Genomic DNA, 20,553 nt, shown 5'->3' with positions numbered 1-20,553 from the left:
CCACCATCCACCGCCACCGGCGCCGCAGCACCCCCACCACCCCCACCACTCCCCAACCCCGCCAACGCCGACGCAATCATCGGCAACATCCCCAACGCCAACGGCGCAGCCATCGCCGCCACCGGCAACAAATCCCCCACCAAATCCCCAGCATCCCCCGCCGGCGGCACACCTTCCCCACCACCAGGACCCGGCGGCACCTGCCCCACCTGCGGAGCCACCACACCACCCGGCTGCCCCGACGGCACCTCACCCGGCACCGCACCAGACTGCGCGGGCTGACCCTGACCCGGCGCACCAGCCGAACCAGGCACACCCGGTTGACCCGCCTGACCAGGCACACCCGCCGGACCCGGCTGACCCGGAACACCCGCCTGCCCCGGAACAACCGGCTGCCCAGACTGACCCGACTGATCCGGCTGCCCAGCACCACTCGACTGACCCGGACCAGGCGCACCATTCGACTGACCAGGCCCAGGCGACGGAACCCCCGACTGCCCAGGCGCCACGGTCCCGGGCCGTGTGCGCGGATTGCCCGGTCGATCAGACCACGGAGTTACCGGAACCGGCGGCGCCTCAGCGTCTTCACCGGCCTCGATCTGCGGCTCTACTTCGGTAGGTGGCATCGCGTACCCATCACATCCCGCCGCCGAGGACCCGCTTCACCCGCACATCGTCCGTGCTGGGGATGGCCAGTTCCACGAACCCGCCGGCGGTATCGGCGGTGACGAGTTGGCTGGCGCTGACGGCGATCCCGACTTGGGTCGGCGCGTTCTTCCGGTAGCTCCAGAAGACCAGGTCGCCGGCCGATACCGCCGACGGATCCACCCGCTGACCGCATGCTCCCTGCGCCGCAATGGTATCCGGCAGCACGACAACCGCGGTACCGGAGCCGTCGGCCTGTCCGCATGGCCGCCGAGCGGAGCCGCTCGGTTGCCTGGCGATATCCGCCGCCGGGGGCTGCGCCGCCGGACTCGCGATCAGTTCGCATCGCCCCGTCGATTGCGCGATCGAGGCGTGGTAGATGACCGATTTGGTGAACTCCGCCGGGTCCGCGCGGCCACCGGTTCTACTCTGGGCCCCGCTCGCCGACGCCGCCGCCAGGGCGAGTTCACGCGCACACGCGGCGCCGATTCCCGAACTGCCCGTGAGCAAGGGAGGACTCTGGTACGGCGCGTCTTTCAGCGCCGTAGCGCAGGCACGCTGCCAATCGGACGCGCTGGTGTCGTCCGGTGCGATGGTCAGTTCCGCGAACGGATTCGCGGTCGGAGCGGTGGACACACCGTCCGCGGATGCGCTCCGCGTAGTCGGCCGCGCCGCGACGGAGGCGCGACTGGGAGTCACGGTCTGGGAGGGATCGGGCCCCACCGCACTGTCGCACTGGTAGTGCAGATCCGAGGCGATCGATGAGGTCGCGCCGCCGATTACGAGTACCAGAACGACGATCACTCCGAAGAGGCCCGTCGTGACGCCCAACACCACCCACACCCAGGCCGGGATCATCGCGAGGATCAAGAGACGACCGATCATCGAGAGCCTTCCTGTGCGATTCGACCTGTTGCCATACGATCCGAATTCCGGTGCCGATCAGGAGTGTGGATGTCTGAGATCGTCTATGAAATTCTGCGGTATGGTGGGCAACGGGCGCCTAGGATCGGGTTGCGCGAGCGAGTTGGCACCCGTGCTCATCTTCCCTTGTTGATATTGGATTGTCTGGGTTCCGTTGTCGATCTCGGCACGCAGCACCCGAACCCGTGCGAGGTCGGTCGGATCCTGTGCCACCCAATTGGTGGCGGCCTGGATACGAAGTGCATGCTCGTTGGTGATCCATTTCCCCAACCGGTCCGCTTGGTTTCGCGTGAGGTCGAGACTATGGCCGCCGTGTGCCAAGGTGATTCCATCCGACGTATCGCCGGCCGCAATTTTCTGCAGTTTTGTAATAAATTCCATTTCAGGGTTCGAGACATACGATCTGCCGAGAGCTTCCAACCCCGGGTCGTTCCGGAGATCGACACCACCGGGGAAATCGCCTCGGTACCGATCGACGACGGCCTCCAATGCATGGAACCTGGCCATCATCATTTGCGGATCATGACCGTTCACCAGATCGTTCTCGAAAAGCCCGTGAGCGGCAACGACATGTCCGATGTGACCCGACTGAAGCGGCTCTTTATCGGTATGCTTGATGACATCCGTTGCGGCGTTCCAGGCCCGATGCAAGGCCCCCTTCCTGACACCGGCCATCTGGAGGGCGAAGGGGATATTGGACGACAGGCCCGTCATATGCACGACATTCTGCGCGGCGAACGCGGCTTCCCTGTCCGCACTCGAGCCCAACCCGAGCCTTTGAGCGCGACGTTTGGCGCGTGCGATGCCATCCTTGGCCGTGTTCGCGTTGTGCACTTGTGTGTGCACCCCCGCGTGTGCGGCGTCTCGCAGCTCCTTGGTCTTCATGCCCCGGGCCTTGTTCTTCTTGTCCATCTGGTCCAGCCAGGCCCAACGACTGAGCGGGTTGTTGCGGCCGGCGAGCCAGCCGGTGATCGGCGAGTTGTTGATGGTGGAGGCCGCGGCGAGCACCCCGAGCGTGGACATCGAGTTGTTCGCAGTCGCGTTACCCATCCCCAGGGCTCTCCCGCCACCACCACCGGCGCCCTGCGCCGAAAGCCCGTTCTGTATCGCCATCGAGAACCGGTTGGCTATCCAATCGTTTCCGCCGTCCAGACTCCTGCTGAGGCGCCGCAGCTGCACGATAGCGACGATCTCGACGATCGCCCCGATGACGAACACCGCCATGACCTGGTCGCGTGCCTGTTGGAACAGACTGCCCATGAAAAGCTGGTACAAGCCCAAGAAGATGACAAAAACGGCCATCCGAAACGCGGAGATGAATCCGTGGACCACGCATCGGACGGTGAATGTCTGCGTCGGCCCGTATACGAATCCGCCGGCGGCGAACCCGAAGATCGTCATGAACCCGTAGTAGATCGTGTCGAGCGCAGCCCAGATGATTTTGATCGCCAGGTACACGGCGAACAGCAGCAGGATGATCGCGCACAGCAACAACAGCAGTCCGGCTCCGATCTGACCTACACTAGGATTATCGGCCGCGGCATATGCGGCGGTGTCGCCGCACGCCTTCATGCCATTCTTGACGCGGTCTTCATCACCGGCCATCATCCCGGCCGACCACGCCGCCTTGCAGGCCGGCCGGTCGTCTACCACATGCCCGAAGTTCCACACCTGCAACGGCTTCCGCATGTAATTGTCGGCCCCGCCGATCCCTATCGAGGCCACCACCTGATTCGGATCTGGACTGCTGTTGCCGTTCAAGCCGGCCGCGATCGAGATACCGAGGTCACGCCCCTGCACCAGCAACCCGTGCGGAGACAAGACCTCGCCCAGCGGCTCGGCCAAGAACACCGGCCCGAGGATCGCCACTCCCAGCATCGTGACGATCTGCATGATGGCCTTCGCGGAATAGCCGCGCACCATGAACCACCCTACGGGGACCGCACCGATCGTCACGAAGGTCACCAGCACCATCGGCGTCGCGATCTGCGCGGTGAAGTTTTCGGCCACCCCGCGCAACGGCGCGCCGAACGGGTTCAGCCACCTGAAACTCAGTGTTTCAAGGGGCAACCAGACGAATGACGTTGTAAGGGGATGCCATATCGCGAAGAAAAGAATGATCAGGCTCCACAACACAAGCCTGCCGAGGTCCAGGCTCCACACGCTGCCGCGATTGCTTACGAACATGTAACTCGAAACATTGACACCGGACGAGTCCTTAACATTCATCCAGCCGAGCGCGCTGTTGGGCGCCGCCGCCGGCGTGACGGTACCGGTCTGCGCCATGGATATCGCAGAGATGAGGCCCGGAAACACGAACACAACGAACAGGGCGATGAGAATCCACGCCGTCCAGCGCCGACGGCGACTCGCCGCGACCCAGGTACGAAATCGCCGGAACACCGCCTGCGGCCGGTAACGCTCCACATCCCAGAACTGCGGTTCCCACGGCATCCCGAAAGAAGGCTGATCTGATCGGATACTCGGCAGGAGACGAGAACTCATGGCCGTACCGGTCGTTCCGAAAGGGCGGAGCGCAGTCCGGCGACACTGGTCGGGGTGCTGGTGATCGCCGCGGCGCGGTCCGGACGCGCCGGGCCGAGCACCTTGCCCCGGCCGATGCGGTTCAGCGCGTCACGCATGAACATCTCACCGCGACGCTCCTCTGGCACCTGACGCCCGGGACCGACCGGAGGCGAGGTCTCTTCGCGAAGGATCTGCAACAAGAAGGGCGCCTCCTCCAGATCGACGCCGAGCCACTCCAAGCTGTTGCGCGCCAAGGTTTCGTCGCGCTGGCGGAAGATGAACCGGTTGGGAATGAGGTTGTGCGCCGCGCCCTGGAAGTCGGTAGCCGGATCGTGCGAGGCCAGACCGATCGCGGCCAAGTGCTTGCGGCCGTCGCGACTGAAGTCCGAGGTGACCGCGGCGCCGACCTGCGTTTGCGTGAAGTGGTGCGCCTCGTCGCCGACCAAGAGGCCGAACCTGCCGTTGTCGTTGAGAAACGCCTCCCGCGCCGCGACGCCGACCAGCTCGTACAGTGCGGTACCGAGCCGTTTGGTCAGCGGCAATCGGTTGTACAGATGCGGGGTGGTGAGTTCCTCAGCCGTCGGCAATTGCAGATTGTGGCTGCGCACAACGGTCGCGGCGGCATTGAGGCGCAGTGGTCGCAGCTTGGGGTCGAACAGCACCGGCACACGCTCGACCACGGTGCCGAGCCGCGCCGCGAGATCGGCGTACTCGTCTCCCTGGCCGGGGTGATTCCGTAGCCGCTGCACAACGTGGAACAGATCGAGCAAGCTCCTGATCCCGTGCTCGGCCATGCCTCTCGGCGACAGCAGATTGCTCACCGCGGCGCCCGGGCCGGAGGTCGGTGACAGGTCGAGCAGCGGCAAGATCGAGTCCAGCGCGCGTTCACCCGCGATCCGCGGGTCGAACAATCGCAGCGGGTCCAGCGACACCGTGGGATTGGCCAGGTCGATGATGACCGCGTCATCGATCGACTGCGCGAAATGCTCCCACTCGCCGACCTGACTGCGGTCGATAGCGAGGAATTGGCCGCCCATGTCGTGTACGAGCACCGCCATGAGCTTGAGGAAATACGACTTGCCCGAACCGAGTTCGCCGGTTACCGCGAACGAGGCGGACAGGTCGTGCAGCGCGGCCTCCATGATGCCGAAGTGGATCGGCTCGAAATGACCCGACAGCAGGTTGACCCCGATCACCGGGCCGCTGTCGTCGCCGATCTGACTGGTCGTGAACGGCACGAAACCGGCCCACATATCCGAGGGGACGATATGGGCGAAATCGTCGAAGGCCCGGCGCGGCGGGCTGCCGGGAATGAACATCGACCACAGGTCGACTTGCGCGCCGACCGGCGCGGTCATCTCGACCTGGAACCGTTTGTAGCGGCGCTTGAGCGCGTTGACCGCATCCATCGTGGCGTCCCGCGACGGCCCGCCGATGGCGATGACGGTGGTGAACGACACCTCCGATTCACCGCCGTTGACCTCGAAGTGGTGGTTGTACTCCCCCAGCATCTGCGCTTTCGAGGTCAGCGTGTTCTGCGCGAACGAGATCTCCTGGTCCCGCTGATCCATCTGCTCGCCGAGCCGACGCAGGCTGAGCTCGTTGTTCTTGAGCACCTGGTCGGCGGGTTTCGTCGAGATCCGCATGGCCCAGTCGACGGTGACGTCGCCGAGACCCTCGAGCACGTTGAGAAATTCGCTGCCGCCGGGAAATGTCATACCCGCGTAGGGGAACGAATGCGGCGTCAGCATCGCCTGGTAGGACGGACGGTACTCGAAATCCGGCTGCACCACCTTGATCACCGGGACGAACGACGGCCGGATACGCCGATTGCTGTCGGCCTGGGCGCCCTCGTCGAGCGCGGCGGAGCGGAACACCGCCGCCGTCGCGTCGTCCAGCGCGCCCGCCCGGGTCGGTGCCACCGGGTCCCCCGCCGCGCCGCGCGAGAGATAGTGCTCCCACAGCCATTGAAACAGGGCGGCCGGCACCGGAACGGGATCGAAGTCGCTGCCGATCCGGGACAGGATCTCGTTCGCCTTCTCGTCGTAGGCGTCCAGGTCGGCCCGGGAGATCGCCGTCGCGTCGATCGTGGCGGTGCTGCCGCGCCATAGGCGCGACAACGAGGAGATGCTGGAGTTGCTGGCGCCGACCGGGATCGACAGCAGGAAGATGCGGGTCTGCGGCATGATCGCGTTGACGCGCTCGTAGGAGGCGACCACCTCGTCCGCGTAATCCTCGCACTCGTCCAGGTCGACGCCCTCGACCATCTTGGTGAGCACGTCGATCGTATTGAGCCGCGCCTGGATGCCCAGCAGGAGCGAACCATTCGGCAGGTTGGTGACCAGCGAGTGATGTGCCGCCTTCACGTCGTGTTTGTCGCTGGCCTTGCGCAATCCGTAGCCGAGCGGATTGATGAAGTATGTCGCCGTGACCAGGCCAGAATGGGTGAACTGGAGATTTCCGCGAATCGCCGCGGTGGGCTGCAGATCTCGTCCGAGTGCCATCAGGGGCGTCCTCCGGATGCCGGGCCGTTACCGTTGCCGTTCAGTCGCTGCCACAGGTTGGTGCCGTTGCCGCCCGCACCAGCCGCCGCCTCGAGTAGCCGGAGATCGGGCTTCGGTTCGGCTACCGCGGCCGCGTCCGGGCGGTCGGGCAGCAAGACGACCACGGTCTCCTCGATGAACATGGTGTGGCGCACCGAGTCGCTGTTGATCGGCATCCCCGAGGCGGACACCGGCTTGCGGTAGACGAGGAGCCTGCCCAGCCATAGGGCGCGCGAGGTCATCCGGACCCCGGTGTACGGCACGAGTCCGACCACGAAGACGGCGACAATGGTCAGCGAAAGACCGGCGATGAAGGTGACCGCGGGGTTGACCGGAAGAGTCATCGCACACACCGAAGCGATCAGCAGCAGCACCGCGCCGGTGGCGACCTGAGGCAGGGTGTAGGGACCGAACGGGAGTTTCTGCCCGTTCTGTGCCTTGCCGATCATCGTGGGCACACGTTTGATCGGCGTGAACACCTTGATTACCTGGGTCACCGATAACCACCGACAGGGTGATCAGGAACGATGAGGTTCGCATCGGTTCGCGCGTAGTTGATCGTCGTGGGCAGAATCCAGATCACCACCCCGGCCATGATCCCGGAGAAGAAGACGACGATGATCCTGGCTGGAGACAGTCTCGATTTCGCCCCTTCGGAAATCACCACCCCGATGGTGATAATGGCAATGATGATCAGCCCGCCCCATCGGACAAAGATCAGGATGCCATAGAGGATGTTGCTCAGATTACCCATCGGGCTGCCTCTCTGATCAATTCTGTGTCGCCGGCGGAATCTGCACCGACGTCGAGGGTGACGAGGTCGAAGTGGGCGGCGGGCCGCCGCGCGAATCCTGACCGACGACCACCGCCAGCGGATTCGACAGGGCGGGAATCGGATCGATGGACGCGACCTGCCACTGGCCGGCATTGCGGATCATCGTCAGGGGGTAGGCGAGCGTCGCGGTGCCGCCGGTATCGGCCTTGGGGTTCACGGTGGCCAGCACTTGGGCCTTGGCGGCGGAGGATCCGCAGCCCGCGTCATCCGCGCTGAGGGAAACGAGTTCGACAGCCGTGAAGGGGGCGGGTTTCAGCGCGGCCAAACCGGCATCCGGTGTGGTGTAGCGCGCTACGTCACCGGTTCCAGCCAGCAGAGCGCCCAGGAATCCCGCGGCCACCTGCGCCAGCGGGGTATCCGGTGCGCAGGGGGAACCATAAGCCAGTTTCAGATCGACGCCCTTCGCGGGGGGCTGGACCACCGCGGGCACCGACAACGCACGTAATCGTCCGTCGGACACCGACACCGCGACCCGATAGAACTGCCGCGTCTCCGGAGCCGTAGGCGCGCCGCTCTTGCCGACTCGGACCGAAACCGTCACCGACCAGACATCGAGCCCACCCGTCGATAGCGCGCGCGAGACATAGACGACCGATGGGTCGGAGACTTGCCGCGCAGACGAAGGCAATGCGATCTGCTGATTGGAACCGACGAATTCGCCGATGCGATCCTGCTGGCCCGCGACCGCGGTGAGGTAGGTGACGACGAACTGCTCGGCGAAAGAACCGGCCAATTGCGCACGCCCGACAATTGTCGTTGTGGACTCGTCCGACGGCGCGGGCGGGCCGGAGTCGAAGACGCTGAGAATCGCGTGGCCGCCGCCGAGCACGGCGAGTACGGCGAGCACCGCGACCACCACGTTGTCGCGACGGCGGCGGGCGGCCATCCGGCGAAGCAGCGCCTCACCTGAATCTGCCTGACCACGAACCACTGTCCTCACTCCCGAAATGGTAGAGAGCACAGGCCAGCCCAACTGGCCGGTAGTTCCCAACTGTGGGAACCAAAAGACTCAGCAGGCCGGGCTGCTTTTCATCCTCCCCGCAAGCCAATGCCGCAATTGTTCGTCGTAGCCGATCGGCGCGCTGCGCTGCCGCGACTCCACGACTTGGCGCTGGGTTTCCAGCAGCGGAACGTCGTCGGCGACCCGCACCAGCTGCGCGATCGCGAGCTGTCTGCTCGAGTAGCCGGGGTACGGGTAGAGCAGCAAGGACGTCGGCGTGTATCCGCCGCCGTAGTTGAGCACCCGCAGGGTTACGCCCACGCTGTCGCCGGAGCGCAGCCGGTCACCGAGTTCCACCAGCCGAGGCCGATCATCCGGATGGAACACATCGACGGGACGGAAGAGATAGTCCCAGCGCACCCACGGCGCGGGATCGGTGAGCCAGTGCGAAATGCTGGTGCGCTCGAGCTGGACCACGGCCAGATGGGTGCCCGCGCGGCGATGCGCCTCACGCAACCCGATCCGCTCCAGGGTCGGCCACGCCGATGGCGCGTTCTCCGAGGTGACGTCCTCGATCAGCAACCAAGCGCCCCGAGTGCGCTCGTCGTCGCGGGCGCGAATGGTGATCCGCCACTGGGCCGGACGCCCGAACCCGTGCACCACCGTGGTGTCGAACTGCATCCGGTCACCGGGCTTGGGGTCATAGAGCAGATCGAGGACCTCCGCGTGCCGATCGAAGCTCGACACCCGGTGGAACAGTTCCGCGATGGACATCCTGGGCACGTACTGCTCTGCCGTGCTGCCGGACAACCGCGTGATGCCACTGGGCTGTTGAATGGTTTGACTGCTCAGGTCCCAGATGGCCCCCACTGCCGGGCGCAGCACCGGCACCCGCTCGGCGGCCGGACCGAGCCACAGGCGCACCGCGTGCACGTCACCAGCCGGGCCGAAAACCGGCCGGATGAGCAGTTGGTGGCGACCGGTGCGCGTCTGGATGGCCAGATCGACATCCTGCGCCTGGTCATGTGCCGTATGGATGGCCTCGGTCAGTCCCGCGGTCGTCAGCTTGTCGTAGAGGGCGGGCGTTTTGGACAGCGTTCGCTGCAACACCCGCTGCCAGTTCGCGAACTCACGCGGTGCGTCCCCCACCGACGCGACGGACATGCCGTCCGGCGCCAACGTCTCGATCGTCACCCATGCAATCACTGCGCCACTTCGCTTCGCACTTGCCCGTACCAGCCGTTCCTCCGGATCCGCCTCAATCCGGATGAGACATCACGTGACTTAGACAATGTACCGTTATTTAGCGGCGCGATCAACCCGTAAGCTCAGCGGCTGTTCCTACGTAGTCTCCATCATGCTCATCGGACACGCCGCGGCGTGTTCGTTTTGTTCACGTTTCGTTCAGCCGAACAACCCACAGACGGTACGCGGTCCGGCGGCACATCGCGCGCAAACCGACCGCGCATCCGGATTGGCGATCCGCTGGCTTCCCCCTGGCAAATCCTCCAGTGTATTCGAAAGCTTTTCTCACACAGGGGGTTACCGCAGCGTGAGGGTGCGATCAAGCGCTCTGCATGCTGAGCGCTAGCACACCGGCACCGGCAAGCAACGCCACATCGCCGAGCTGCGAAGGAACGACACGCAATCCCGGCAGGAAGCTCAGCCTGGCGTGGGTGGCGACCGCCTCGTTCAGGGGTTTCCACAGCACCGGACCCGCTTGGGCCAGCGAGCCGCCCAGTACGACGAGATCCATGTCGAGCAGTGCGGCCACGGACGCGATCGCCCGGCCGAGCGCTGTGCCTGCTCTGCTCAGCGCGGCTGCGGGTATCTCTTCTCCCACACCGGCGGCTTCCACCAGCCCCGCTACCGAGGTACCCGCCCACCCTTGCTCCCGAGCCCAGCGCACCGCTGACGTGCCGCCTGCCACCGCTTCCAAACAGCCTCGGCCTCCGCACATGCAGCGGTCATCGAAGCCGGGGACCAGGACGTGACCCACATTTCCCGCATTACCGGTCCGCCCGACGACCGTGAATCCGCCCACGATGACTCCGCCACTGATGTGATCGGACGCGGTGATGGCCATCGCGTCCGCCACCTCGGTCATGGCGCCGAAGTTCCGTTCGGCCAACGCCAGGCACGCACCGTCGAGGGCTAGCCCGACATCCACAGAGGGGAAGGCCTTTCGTGCGGCTTCCACGATGGCGAAACCCGTCCGCCACTCGGGAACTTCCATGGGTGCGACCACCCCTGCCGCCATGTCGATCGGCCCGGCGGAGGCGATGCCGAGGGCGGTGATCTCGGCACCGCCCGCGGCTTCGAGCAACATCTCCCTGCACCGGTCCCACGCACCAGAGGCCGGGATCGGAATTTGCAGGATGTCGTCGGTGCCGACGTCGTCGGCGATTCGGCTCGCCGCAAACCTCGATGAACCGATCTCCAACGCCAGCACTGTCATTACTCACGCACCACCAAAGGACTCGACGCCAAAAGGTCCACGCAGCATAGTCACAGACCGTCGGTGCCAGTCGGTTTCAGGGGTTGCCCGAGCACGATGTGCCTGCGGGGTGCGGGAAGGGTGGACACGGTGCGCAGCGGGCGCGGTCCGTTGCGGATGATTCGCATGGGGCGCTTGTGGTCGATCGGCGCGGCACGATGCCGATCGAGGTTTTCGATGACGCTGCCGGAGTTGTCGTAGGCGACGCCCGCCCAGATCATCGCGCGGGGACCGTCACCGCGCGCTGTGAGCGTCTGCGCCAATTGGCGGCATTGCACGAAGAGGGGGCAGCTCTGGCAGGTTCGCACGGCTGACCGCCAGGCATCCGGATTACCGGTGTCCATGTCCCAGTTGTCCGGGACGTCGGCGCACGGTGGCCGCTGGCTCGACTTTGCCGGAATCGACGAGATCTTCGCAGTCGCAAAGGATCCCGCGTCCATCGGAAGGGTTCGCGTAATGCTCATAGCCATCTCCGGAGATGCCGAGGGCACACCTGTGGCAGGTGTTTGGGCCCATGGATCGGACGGTCATCAGGGCTGCTCAACAGTCCCCGGAACCCAGCCGCGATAAGCTGGTCTACGCCACGGTAGCCCACTGTTGCCCAGCACACAACCTCTTGTGCCGCTATGTAACGGCTCGTTGACCTTCGAGCAACACCCAGCTACCGTTTTTAACGGCACGTTATGAAACGGCCCATTTTCCACGGGGGCCCGACTATGGTTTCCTTTTAAACATGGCTGCAGACTCTGAATTCACGATCGACGAACTGGCACGGGCAGCCGACACCACCGTGCGCAGCGTCCGCGTGTACCACGAGCGAGGGCTTCTGCCCTCGCCGGAGGTGCGTGGGCGGATCGGGTACTACGGGTCGGACCATCTCAACCGTCTGCAGACCATCAGCCGCCTGCTCGGACGGGGCATGAAGCTGAACGGGATCAGGGAGCTGCTCGAGGCCTGGGACCGTGGCGACGGACTCGCTGACGTCCTCGGCGTGAAGGAAGCGGCCGCGACCGCCGCCGCCTCGGAGCCGGAAGCCCCCACCGAACCCAACGACGAGTACGCCGAGTTGCCGGAGTACGCCAAGCAGGCGCTGGCCGCCAGCGACGATCCGCTCGAGGCGTACCGGGTCACGAACCCGCGGTGCTGCGATCTGGCCACCCGGCTCACCGACACCGGACTGCCGATGCGGGACACGTTCCAGTTGGTCGAACGTCTGCGCGCCGACTGCGATCGCATCGCCGACCGCTTCGCCACCGAGCTGTTCTACCGCCTGGCGGGGCAGACGTACGAGGAATCCGCGCGCACGCCGCGGGATCGCACCAAGCTCGAGACCGACCTGGCGATCGCGCGGCTGATCGTCACCCGCGCCACCTCCGAACTGATCGACCAGGCGTTCGCCAAGCACTCCGAGCTGCCACCGCCCTCGGTGGCCTCGGGCACGCAGGCACCGTCCGATCGGTGACGGCACAGCGGTTCACACCGGTCAGGTGAACGACGAAACAACCTCGGAGGTACAGACTTCCGAGCCGATCCAGTTCGTCACCGACATACTCGGAGACGCTATCGCGGCACCCGATCCCTCGGCACGGACCATCACCGATCCCCGAGTCGCGGCCGCACTCATCGCGGAGGAGACCCGATCACGCGTGCGCGCGGTGATCGAGCGTTTCGACGGCGTCCCGGCGGTCCTGCTCAGCGGCGGGGTCGACTCGATCTATCTCGCCGCGGTCGCGGTGGGCCTCGGCGTCCGGCCACACGCGATCACGATCGTCACGACGGGTGACACCGACGCGACGGGAGCGGCAGCGGCCGCGGCGGCGCTCGGGCTCCCCCACGACGTCATCCGGCTGACCGGGGCCGAAGTGGTCGACCTCGCCCGCGACGCCATGCGCAGGCTGGGCACGTCGGAGCTGTGGGAGGTGGCGGCGGGCATCCCTCTGCTCGCCGCGCGACGCGGCCTCGACCGGCTCGAGCGCGTCGGCGCCATCCTCACCGGCTCCGGCGCCGACGCGATCTTCGGCGGCGGCCGCTCGCTGCGCCACCCGCTGCACTCCGCGGCGGCCCGCGAGGAACTCGACCGCCTGATCCGTGCCGAGTCGGCGGCCAACTTCCGCTACCGCCGACTGGTCCCGCATTTCCATCCGGCACTGTTGAATACTTACGCAGACAAACTCGTTCACGTCTTTCAAACGGTGCGCTGGTGGCGACTGGCCGAATCATTCGCGCCCCCGGCATTGTTCGGCGAACACAATGGCCGGCGAATCGACAAACTCGCCTTACGCATGGCCTGTGCCGAAGAGTTGCCCAGCGGCGCGGACCATCTCGCCTGGCGGGCCAAGGACCCGATCCAACGCTCCTCCGGCCTGTTCACCGCGCTCGCCGCGGCCGCGCGTTCGCACGCGGCGAATCTCCCTGGGGCACGTACGTATACCGATCCCATCACCGAGGACGCCGAAGCGGTCGCCATCCGGCTCTACCTGGCGCTGCTGAATGAGAGATGAACGCGGCTGCGCCGCCCCCGGGCCTCGAAGATGGTCGGGGTGACAGGATTTGAACCTGCGACCCTCCGCTCCCAAAGCGGATGCGCTACCAAGCTGCGCTACACCCCGTGGTCCTCGCGGCGGCGGGACGGCCGCCGACGAGGATGAATGCTCCGTGGAGCGGGTGACGGGAATCGAACCCGCACCATCAGCTTGGAAGGCTGAGGTTCTACCATTGAACTACACCCGCAGGCATACGACACCGATGGGATCGCCACGATGTCGTGTGCGATCCGACTGTACCGAATCCGGCTTCCGAAACGCCAATCAGCCCCCCTGGGCCGCGCGATCTCGACGCAGCGGACCGGAGCGCTCCAGGGTTGCCGCACCGAGTGTCGCACGACTCGGCCGCCGCGCCGCCAGCGGCGCGCGGGAGCGAAATTTTAGAGGTGATTTTTCATTGAAACTCTGGCGTGTCGGATGCCGGTGGGCGAAACTCGAGTGACGCGCGATGGCTCCGCCGGGAAACATCGCCGACCCGCCGCCGATCAGGCCAGGAACATCGCTCGGGGGTTTCCGATGAGGACCGCACGACTCGCCGTCACAGTCGACGCGTTCGGCGTGTTGCCGCGTGCCGAGCGCGGCACCGGCAGGTCGGCGGGGCACTGCGCCTCGGGAACGTCACACTGCCGCGCACGGTTGGCTAACCGCGCGGCAACCGTCGTCTTGCCGTCGAACGCGGTACCGGTCATCGTGCGGACCGCCGAGCCTCCGACCCCGCCGTTCCGCGTGGCCGCGCATGCCGCTGTCCGGCATGTCGCCCGCGGCCTCGGCGGGCGCGGAACAGTCCTTGACGCGGAACGTGCCGAGAAGGCGGCGAGAACGCGAGGGCCGACCCGAGAACGGCCCGGACAACGATTCGAAGCTCGACAGGGAAGACAAGGACGTCGCGTGCGAGAACGCATTCTCGGAGAACCAGTGGCGCGGAGTGACTTCGGGCCGCACTCAGGCCCCGCGCGTCACCTGCGGCGCACGTCCCACAGCGTGTCGCCAGCGCGCCGCGGCGCGATTTCGCAGCGAACGGAATTCGGGTGTAACACCAGCGCGACGGGTACGATCACATTCCCGATCGCTATTCGCGAGGTGTCGATAACACGTTGCAAAACGGTGCTTTTCGATGCCGAGTGGCTTGCTAGGATCCTTTTTGCCGGACGGGGGTATCTGGAAAGGGGGCGGTGAGCGTGCGCCGAACCAGGTGGACACAACCGCGTAGCAGTGGGCACGATCAGCGTGACGCCGGCGCCTGTGTCAGCACAGGGCAGCTTGGCACCGACGTCACCCACACCGGGTGAGTCCGATGTCCGCCGACATCGAACCCCCGGTAGCTACCATGGCCCGAGCATGGGCTCGTGCGGTCTGCGCCGAGCCCGGGTCGGGCGCCACACCCCAGCAGCTGGAGCCGGTGCTGATCGAGATCATCGAGCGGCTGCTCACGCTCGCGCGGACCGAGCCGTTTCCCTGGCTCGAAGCGCGGATGCTCGGAGCCAGGCTCGCCGAAGCGCCGTTCGAGCGGATCCGGATGTTGGCGCAGGCCACGCGCTGGCTGCTCGGCTTCCCCTCCGGCACGCCCGGTTCCTTGGTGGCCACGCGCTGGCCGTTCATCGCCAGCCAGGCCATCGACAGTTACGCACAGGCGCTGCAGGAGCGGGCGCTCGCGCAGCAGGAGCAGAATCTGTCGGCCAAGGTGTCGCTGCGGGTGCAGGAGATCGCCGCGCTGCAGCACCGGCTGCGCCACGAGGCCACCCACGACGCGCTCACCGATCTGGCCAACCGCACGCTGCTGCAGGACAAGGTCCGGTTGATGGCCACCGACCCGAGCCGCGGCGTCGGGCTGCTGCTGATAGACCTGGACCGGTTCAAGCAGATCAACGACGGATACGGGCATGCGATCGGTGACGAGGTGCTGGTCGAACTGGCCGGCAGGCTCCGCGAAGCCTGCCCGCCGGACACGGTGATCTGCCGGTACGGCGGCGACGAGTTCGTGCTCGCGATCAACTCGCATCGCAACAACCTCGGCGACCTCGCACACCGCATCGTGGCCGCGCTCCGTGACCCGGTCTGGTCGTCGGCGGGTCCGGTCCCGGTGTCGGCCAGCGTCGGAACCGCCTACAACCCGCCGGGCATCCCGTTCGATTTCACCGATCTCCTGCGCCGTGCCGACCGTGCGATGTATTCCGCGAAGACGGCAGGCGGGCGGCGGTTCGCTTTCGCGGACGAGCCGAATATCGACACCGCCGTCGCGGGCTGACGGGGTGCCGTCCGCCCGCGACCCGGGTCAGTCCGGCTGGCAGGTCGGACACCAGAAGAGGTTCCTGGCCTGCATGACCTGATGCGCGACCGGCGTGCCGCACAGACGGCACGGCGCTCCCTGGCGGCGGTAGACGTAAGTGCGCGGACGATCCGGCGCGTACGAGGGCTCGCCGTGGTCGTGTTCGGGCCTGACCACGACCATCTTCCCGACCCGTACCCCCACCCGCATCAGCGCGACGAGATCGGTCCACATGGCCGTCCATTCGTCGGCCGATACCGCCACGCCCGGACGATGCGGCGAAATCCGGTGGCGGAACAGCAGTTCCGCACGGTAGACGTTACCGACGCCGGCCACCACCTGCTGATCCATCAGCAGTGCACCGATCGGCCTGCGGGAGCGATGGATACGTCGCCAGGCGCGGTCGGGGTCGGCGCCGCGCCGCAGCGGGTCCGGGCCGAGCCGATCGGTGAGCGCGGCGACCTCGGGCGCGAGCAGAATCTCGCACGCGGTGGGCCCGCGCAGATCGGTGCCGAAGCCGGATGCCGCGTCCGGTCCGCCGATCATGCGCATCCGGACCTGCCCGACCGGCTCCCCCATCGGCAGTTCGGATTCGGTGAAGGCGCCGTAGAGGCCGAGATGCACGTGCACGACCAGACCCGAGTCGTAGTGGTGCAACAGGTGTTTGCCCCACGCCTCGGCCTTGATCAGCACCCGGCCGTCGACCCTGGCCGCGCCCGCGGCGAACTTGCCCTGCGGGCTGGATACGCGCACCACGCCGCCCGCGAGACTGCGATGATGCAGCCGCGCCAGGCGGTGCAGCGTATGTCCTTCCGGCACAGCTGGTTACACCGCGCCGAGCTCAGTACTCGGGAACGGCCGGAGCCACGCCGGACTTCTCGTACTCGGCCAGGATGTCGATGCGCCGCTGGTGGCGCTCCTCGCCCGACCACGGGGTGCTGAGGAAGGCGTCCACGATGGCCAGCGCCTCCTCGGTCGAGTGCATCCGGCCGCCGATGCCGATCAGCTGCGCGTTGTTGTGTTCACGGGCCAGCTTCGCGGTCTCGACGCTCCAGGCCAGCGCGCAGCGGGCACCGGGCACCTTGTTCGCCGCGATCTGCTCGCCGTTGCCGCTGCCGCCGAACACCAGCCCGAGGCTGCCCGGGTCGGCGACGGTGCGGCGGGCCGCCTCGATGCAGAACGCGGGGTAGTCGTCGAGCGCGTCGTAGACGAGCGCGCCGCAGTCGACGACCTCGTGGCCCGCCTGCTCCAGATGGGCCTTGACGTGATTCTTCAGTTCGAAACCGGCATGGTCGGCACCGAGGTATACGCGCATGGCAGGCATTGTGTCAGGCCGTCGCCTGGCGGCGGGCAACAGGGCATACCCCGCGCTCGACGCCACCGCCCACAGCGGCGAATCGACCGATACGCCAGCTGTGTTCGCGGCCATCGGCACGAGACCCTGCGCGTTTCCGGCGACTGAATAGAGTTCATCTCATGCAGCCGCACGATCGCCAGCCGCACGACCAGGCGGGCCCGCAGGCCGACCCGTATGCCCAGCAGGCCGGGTGGGCGCAGGTTCCGAACCCACCCGCGGCGCCCTATGGGCAGCCGTACCCGTCGGGCGGGTATCCGCCCGCACCCACCGGCTCGTATCCGGCCTACGGCCAGTACCCCGGTGCGCCGATGCCGCCCGCGGTGCCACCGGGGCGGCAGCCGCGTGGTCTGTCGCCGTTCGGCATGCCCGCGCGGCACAGCTGGGAGATTCCGATGCTCGTGATCGTGATCGTGCTGACCGTCTTCGGCTATCTGATCGCCGTGCTGCTCCTGGTGACCGGCAACATCGACCAGTACGTCCTGGCGTTGGTGGCCGCGCCGCTGCTGCTGTGGTTCGGGCGCGGCCTCACCTACGCGACGCAGCGGGTGAACGGCGTGAAGATGTCGCCGACGCAGTTCCCCGAGGGCTACCAGATGGTGGTGGAGGCGGCCGCCCGCTTCGGCATGGCGAAGGTGCCGGACGCGTACGTGGTGCTGGGCAACGGCCGGATCAACGCGTTCGCCAGCGGGCACGGCTTCCGGCGCTTCGTGGTGGTCTACAGCGACCTGTTCGAGATCGGCGGCGCGGCACGCGAACCCGACGCGCTGGCGTTCATCATCGGCCACGAAGTGGGCCACATCGCGGCCGGGCACACGTCGTATTGGCGACAGCTGGGCATGTTCCTCGTTCCGTTCCTGCCGATCATCGGAAGCAGCCTGATCCGTGCGCAGGAGTACACCGCCGACAACCACGGTTACTGCAACCGGCACACCGGCGCGTCCGCCGCGATGGGCACGCTGGCCGCGGGCAAGTACATGAACAGGCTGGTCGGCTTCGACGAGATGGCCGACCGGGCGGTGTTCGAGAAGGGCTTCTTCGTCTGGATGGTGAACGCCCTGTCCAGCCACCCCGTGCTGACCTGGCGAATGTGGGCGCTGCGCGACCGCAGCAGGCACGGCAAGCTCTTCCTGCGCCCGACCCCGCCCGCGGGCGCCGCCGTGCCGACCGGCGGCTACCCGAGTTCCTACGGTGAGGTACCGGCGAATCCGCCGAAATCCGTGCTGTGACCGCGGACGCCGCTGCGCCGCCCGGCGGCGATCCGGCGTCCCAAACCGTGAGGCGTCGGTGAATCCGGCGGAATCCGTGCCGTGACCGGGGCGAGTGCCGGGGGCGGCACTCGCCGTGCGGTACTCAGTCGAACGACGGGTCTTCGGTTCGCGTCCGCTTCAACTCGAAGAAGTGCGGGTAGGACGCCAGCGCCACGGCGCCGTCCCACACCTTGCCCGCTTCCTCGCCGCGCGGAATGCGGGACAGGACCGGGCCGAAGAACGCGGTGCCGTTGATGTGGATGGTCGGTGTCCCGACGTCCGGTCCCACCTTGTCCATGCCCTCGTGGTGGCTCTTGCGCAACGCCTCGTCGTATTCGGTACTCTCGGCGGCCGCGGCCAGCTCGGCGGGCAGACCGACCTCGGCGAGCGAGTCGGCGATCACCGCGGCGAGCGTCTCCTTGCGGCTGTCGCGTTCGTACTCCGCGCGCCGGTTGTGAATCCGCGTGCCCATCGCGGTGTACAGCGGCGACAGCACCTTGTCTCCGTGCTCCTGCGCCGCCGCGATCGCGACGCGGACCGGACCCCAGCCCGTGGCGAGCAGCTCCTGGTATTGCGGTGGGACGTCCTTGCCCTCATTCAGCACCGACAGGCTCATCACGTGGAGCCGGACTTCGATGTCCCTGACCTGCTCGACCTCGAGGATCCAGCGGGACGTGATCCAACACCAGGGGCACAGCGGGTCGAACCAGAAATCGGCGACGTCCTTGGCGGCTTTGTCGGTCACGGGCGGCTTCCTCTCGATCGCATGCTCACGGGCGGCGCACAGTCGGCCGCCTTATCGAGCAACCACACCGGCGGGCGATTCGTTCCCATCCGGGGCGCCGTTTTCCCGAGCCGCCCGCGCGGCGGCCAGTAGGGTTGGTCGGCAGGAGCTTGGTTGCCTTCGGAGAAGGAGTCCGCGATGAGTTCTGACCGGCATTTCGTCATCGTCGGCGGCGGGCTGGCCGCGGCCAAGGTCGCGGAAGCCTTGCGGGCCAAGGATTTCGACGGAACCGTGACGCTGATCGGCGCCGAGGAACACCTGCCCTACGACCGGCCGCCGCTGTCGAAGGAGCATCTCGCGGGCAAGAAGGCGTTCACCGAGTTCGTCGTGCAGCCAGCCCAGTGGTACCGCGACCACCACGTCGATGTGCGTCTTGGCACCACGGTCACCGGACTGGACGCCGCGGCGAAGACGGTCACCCTGCCCGATGGTTCCACGCTGCCCTACGACAAGCTCGCGCTCGCCACCGGCTCGACGCCGCGCACGCTGCGCATTCCCGGCGCCGACGCGCCCAACGTCTACACGCTGCGCACCATCGAGGACTCCGACCAGCTGATCGAGTTGTTCGGCCGCATACGGCGGCTGGTCGTCATCGGGGCGGGCTGGATCGGGTTGGAGGTCGCGGCCGCGGCCCGTGCGGCGGGCGTGGCGGTGACCATCGTGGAGCTCGGGGATCTGCCGTTGCGCGCGGCGCTCGGGCCGGAGATGGGCCAGGTGTTCGCCGATCTGCACCGGGCCAATGGCGTCGAGTTCCGCTTCGGCGCGCAGGTGGAGGGGATCACCACCGACGACGCCACCGCCAACGGCGTCCGGCTCGCCGACGGCAGCACGATCGAGGCCGACGCGGTGCTGGTCGCGGTCGGCGCGCGCCCGAACGTGGAGCTGGCCGCCGACGCCGGGCTCGCGGTGGACGACGGCGTGCTCGTCGACGAGCGCCTGGTCACCAGCGATCCGGACATCGTCGCGGTCGGCGACATCGCCGCACACCGGCATCCCGTCCTGAACCGGCGGATCCGAGTGGAGCACTGGGCGAACGCGCTCAACCAGCCCGCGGTCGCCGCCGCGGCCATGCTCGGCAAAGAGACCGCATATGACCGGCTGCCGTACTTCTTCACCGATCAATACGACCTGGGCATGGAGTACACCGGGTACGCGGCGCCGGGCGAATACGCCAGGGTCGTCGTCCGCGGCGACCGAGCGGCCCGCGAGTTCGTGGCGTTCTGGCTCGACTCGGACAACCGAGTGCTCGCCGGGATGAACGTGAACGTCTGGGATGTGACCGACCGGATCAAAGAACTGATCCTGGCGGGCGAGCCGGTCGATCCGGATCAGCTCGCCGACACCGGGACGTCACTGTGACGTGGATCACGCGATGAATGTGTCGAATCCGTGCGCTGGGCGCCGACCCCATCGCGGGCACCACCGGGCGCCCCACGCGGCCGAGCG

Annotated in this window: 18 protein-coding genes, 2 tRNA genes and 1 pseudogene; 6 read left to right on the top strand and 15 right to left on the bottom strand. The window is 66.9% G+C overall.

The genetic code is table 11. The annotated features are described in order from the left end of the window. Positions 1–282: pseudogene (locus tag ON34_RS37115) on the top strand (hypothetical protein); the annotation flags it as partial. A 354-nt stretch (positions 283–636) separates the two neighbouring features. On the opposite strand, the gene ON34_RS06545 reads toward ON34_RS37115, so the two are convergent. The 9 genes from ON34_RS06545 to ON34_RS33360 form a co-directional block, all read right to left on the bottom strand. Further along, the gene (locus ON34_RS06545; RefSeq protein WP_040775580.1) at positions 637–1,530 is read right to left on the bottom strand and encodes an NlpC/P60 family protein; all 894 of its coding nucleotides are present in this window, start codon (positions 1,528–1,530) and stop codon (positions 637–639) included. Positions 1,531–1,587: 57 nt separating this feature from the next. Next, positions 1,588–4,023, bottom strand: coding sequence for a hypothetical protein (locus tag ON34_RS06540; RefSeq protein WP_040775577.1), 2,436 nt, complete (start codon positions 4,021–4,023; stop codon positions 1,588–1,590). A 47-nt stretch (positions 4,024–4,070) separates the two neighbouring features. Continuing rightward, positions 4,071–6,599 carry an ATP-binding protein gene (locus ON34_RS06535; RefSeq protein WP_040775574.1) on the bottom strand — a complete coding sequence of 843 codons (2,529 nt, stop codon included), beginning with the start codon at positions 6,597–6,599 and terminating at the stop codon, positions 4,071–4,073. Then, a complete protein-coding gene (locus ON34_RS36995; protein WP_063821640.1) occupies positions 6,599–7,135 on the bottom strand; it encodes a hypothetical protein in 537 nt (178 codons plus the stop codon). Before ON34_RS36995 ends, ON34_RS06535 begins: the two co-directional genes overlap by 1 nt. After that, a complete protein-coding gene (locus ON34_RS06525) occupies positions 7,132–7,392 on the bottom strand; it encodes a hypothetical protein (RefSeq protein WP_040775570.1) in 261 nt (86 codons plus the stop codon). Before ON34_RS06525 ends, ON34_RS36995 begins: the two co-directional genes overlap by 4 nt. 16 nt (positions 7,393–7,408) lie before the next feature. Then, entirely contained in the window at positions 7,409–8,413 is a 1,005-nt protein-coding gene (locus tag ON34_RS06520) for a conjugal transfer protein (protein ID WP_245547909.1), read from the bottom strand. 69 nt (positions 8,414–8,482) lie between these two features. Continuing rightward, complete coding sequence (locus ON34_RS06515; protein ID WP_040775564.1) at positions 8,483–9,607, bottom strand: GAF domain-containing protein; 1,125 nt, start codon at positions 9,605–9,607, stop codon at positions 8,483–8,485. 370 nt (positions 9,608–9,977) lie between these two features. Further along, positions 9,978–10,871, bottom strand: a complete 894-nt coding sequence (locus ON34_RS06510; protein ID WP_040775562.1) for an ROK family protein — start codon at positions 10,869–10,871, stop codon at positions 9,978–9,980. A gap of 50 nt (positions 10,872–10,921) precedes the next feature. Further along, positions 10,922–11,374, bottom strand: coding sequence for a hypothetical protein (locus ON34_RS33360; RefSeq protein WP_157172192.1), 453 nt, complete (start codon positions 11,372–11,374; stop codon positions 10,922–10,924). Between the two features lie 269 nt (positions 11,375–11,643). On the opposite strand from ON34_RS33360, the gene ON34_RS06500 reads away from it, so the two are divergent. Further along, positions 11,644–12,372 carry a MerR family transcriptional regulator gene (locus tag ON34_RS06500; protein ID WP_051022203.1) on the top strand — a complete coding sequence of 243 codons (729 nt, stop codon included), beginning with the start codon at positions 11,644–11,646 and terminating at the stop codon, positions 12,370–12,372. A gap of 25 nt (positions 12,373–12,397) precedes the next feature. Beyond that, the gene (locus tag ON34_RS06495) at positions 12,398–13,411 is read left to right on the top strand and encodes an asparagine synthase-related protein (protein ID WP_040775559.1); all 1,014 of its coding nucleotides are present in this window, start codon (positions 12,398–12,400) and stop codon (positions 13,409–13,411) included. Between the two features lie 31 nt (positions 13,412–13,442). Here ON34_RS06495 and ON34_RS06490 read toward each other — a convergent pair. The 3 genes from ON34_RS06490 to ON34_RS06480 form a co-directional block, all read right to left on the bottom strand. After that, positions 13,443–13,519 (bottom strand) — tRNA-Pro (locus ON34_RS06490). 47 nt (positions 13,520–13,566) lie between these two features. Continuing rightward, a tRNA-Gly gene (locus ON34_RS06485) sits at positions 13,567–13,640 on the bottom strand. 298 nt (positions 13,641–13,938) lie between these two features. Next, positions 13,939–14,142, bottom strand: a complete 204-nt coding sequence (locus ON34_RS06480) for a hypothetical protein (protein ID WP_040775556.1) — start codon at positions 14,140–14,142, stop codon at positions 13,939–13,941. A 605-nt stretch (positions 14,143–14,747) separates the two neighbouring features. Between ON34_RS06480 and ON34_RS06475 the strand changes: the two genes are divergently transcribed. Further along, positions 14,748–15,698 carry a GGDEF domain-containing protein gene (locus ON34_RS06475; protein ID WP_040775553.1) on the top strand — a complete coding sequence of 317 codons (951 nt, stop codon included), beginning with the start codon at positions 14,748–14,750 and terminating at the stop codon, positions 15,696–15,698. Positions 15,699–15,725: 27 nt separating this feature from the next. Here ON34_RS06475 and ON34_RS06470 read toward each other — a convergent pair whose 3' ends face one another. Then, positions 15,726–16,538, bottom strand: a complete 813-nt coding sequence (locus tag ON34_RS06470) for an Fpg/Nei family DNA glycosylase (RefSeq protein ID WP_040775550.1) — start codon at positions 16,536–16,538, stop codon at positions 15,726–15,728. Between the two features lie 22 nt (positions 16,539–16,560). Then, positions 16,561–17,034 (bottom strand): ribose-5-phosphate isomerase, encoded by a 474-nt coding sequence (locus ON34_RS06465; protein ID WP_040775547.1) that lies wholly within the window; start codon positions 17,032–17,034, stop codon positions 16,561–16,563. 161 nt (positions 17,035–17,195) lie between these two features. On the opposite strand from ON34_RS06465, the gene ON34_RS06460 reads away from it, so the two are divergent. Then, positions 17,196–18,302, top strand: a complete 1,107-nt coding sequence (locus ON34_RS06460; RefSeq protein WP_040775544.1) for a M48 family metallopeptidase — start codon at positions 17,196–17,198, stop codon at positions 18,300–18,302. A 124-nt stretch (positions 18,303–18,426) separates the two neighbouring features. Here the strand turns inward: ON34_RS06460 and ON34_RS06455 are convergent, their stop codons facing one another. Continuing rightward, entirely contained in the window at positions 18,427–19,068 is a 642-nt protein-coding gene (locus ON34_RS06455; RefSeq protein ID WP_083889179.1) for a mycothiol-dependent nitroreductase Rv2466c family protein, read from the bottom strand. A 177-nt stretch (positions 19,069–19,245) separates the two neighbouring features. Between ON34_RS06455 and ON34_RS06450 the strand changes: the two genes are divergently transcribed. Continuing rightward, positions 19,246–20,466: an NAD(P)/FAD-dependent oxidoreductase gene (locus ON34_RS06450; RefSeq protein ID WP_040775539.1), complete on the top strand. Its 1,221-nt coding sequence runs from the start codon at positions 19,246–19,248 to the stop codon at positions 20,464–20,466. Positions 20,467–20,553: the final 87 nt, after the last annotated feature.

It is taken from the genome of Nocardia pneumoniae NBRC 100136 (assembly GCF_000308755.1).
In the GTDB taxonomy this organism is placed as follows: domain Bacteria; phylum Actinomycetota; class Actinomycetes; order Mycobacteriales; family Mycobacteriaceae; genus Nocardia; species Nocardia pneumoniae.
This window is presented reverse-complemented; position numbering and strand designations above follow the sequence as displayed.

What these genes read in the sequence shown, in the direction of transcription:
- ON34_RS06545 (WP_040775580.1), bottom strand. Translation starts at nt 1,530, where the DNA reads ATGATCGGTCGTCTCTTGATCCTCGCGATGATCCCGGCCTGGGTGTGG.
- ON34_RS06510 (WP_040775562.1), bottom strand. Translation starts at nt 10,871, where the DNA reads ATGACAGTGCTGGCGTTGGAGATCGGTTCATCGAGGTTTGCGGCGAGC.
- ON34_RS06480 (WP_040775556.1), bottom strand. Translation starts at nt 14,142, where the DNA reads ATGACCGGTACCGCGTTCGACGGCAAGACGACGGTTGCCGCGCGGTTA.
- ON34_RS06460 (WP_040775544.1), top strand. Translation starts at nt 17,196, where the DNA reads ATGCAGCCGCACGATCGCCAGCCGCACGACCAGGCGGGCCCGCAGGCC.
- ON34_RS06475 (WP_040775553.1), top strand. Translation starts at nt 14,748, where the DNA reads ATGTCCGCCGACATCGAACCCCCGGTAGCTACCATGGCCCGAGCATGG.
- ON34_RS06465 (WP_040775547.1), bottom strand. Translation starts at nt 17,034, where the DNA reads ATGCGCGTATACCTCGGTGCCGACCATGCCGGTTTCGAACTGAAGAAT.
- ON34_RS06450 (WP_040775539.1), top strand. Translation starts at nt 19,246, where the DNA reads ATGAGTTCTGACCGGCATTTCGTCATCGTCGGCGGCGGGCTGGCCGCG.
- ON34_RS06540 (WP_040775577.1), bottom strand. Translation starts at nt 4,023, where the DNA reads ATGCCGTGGGAACCGCAGTTCTGGGATGTGGAGCGTTACCGGCCGCAG.
- ON34_RS06525 (WP_040775570.1), bottom strand. Translation starts at nt 7,392, where the DNA reads ATGGGTAATCTGAGCAACATCCTCTATGGCATCCTGATCTTTGTCCGA.
- ON34_RS06500 (WP_051022203.1), top strand. Translation starts at nt 11,644, where the DNA reads ATGGCTGCAGACTCTGAATTCACGATCGACGAACTGGCACGGGCAGCC.
- ON34_RS06535 (WP_040775574.1), bottom strand. Translation starts at nt 6,599, where the DNA reads ATGGCACTCGGACGAGATCTGCAGCCCACCGCGGCGATTCGCGGAAAT.
- ON34_RS33360 (WP_157172192.1), bottom strand. Translation starts at nt 11,374, where the DNA reads ATGAGCATTACGCGAACCCTTCCGATGGACGCGGGATCCTTTGCGACT.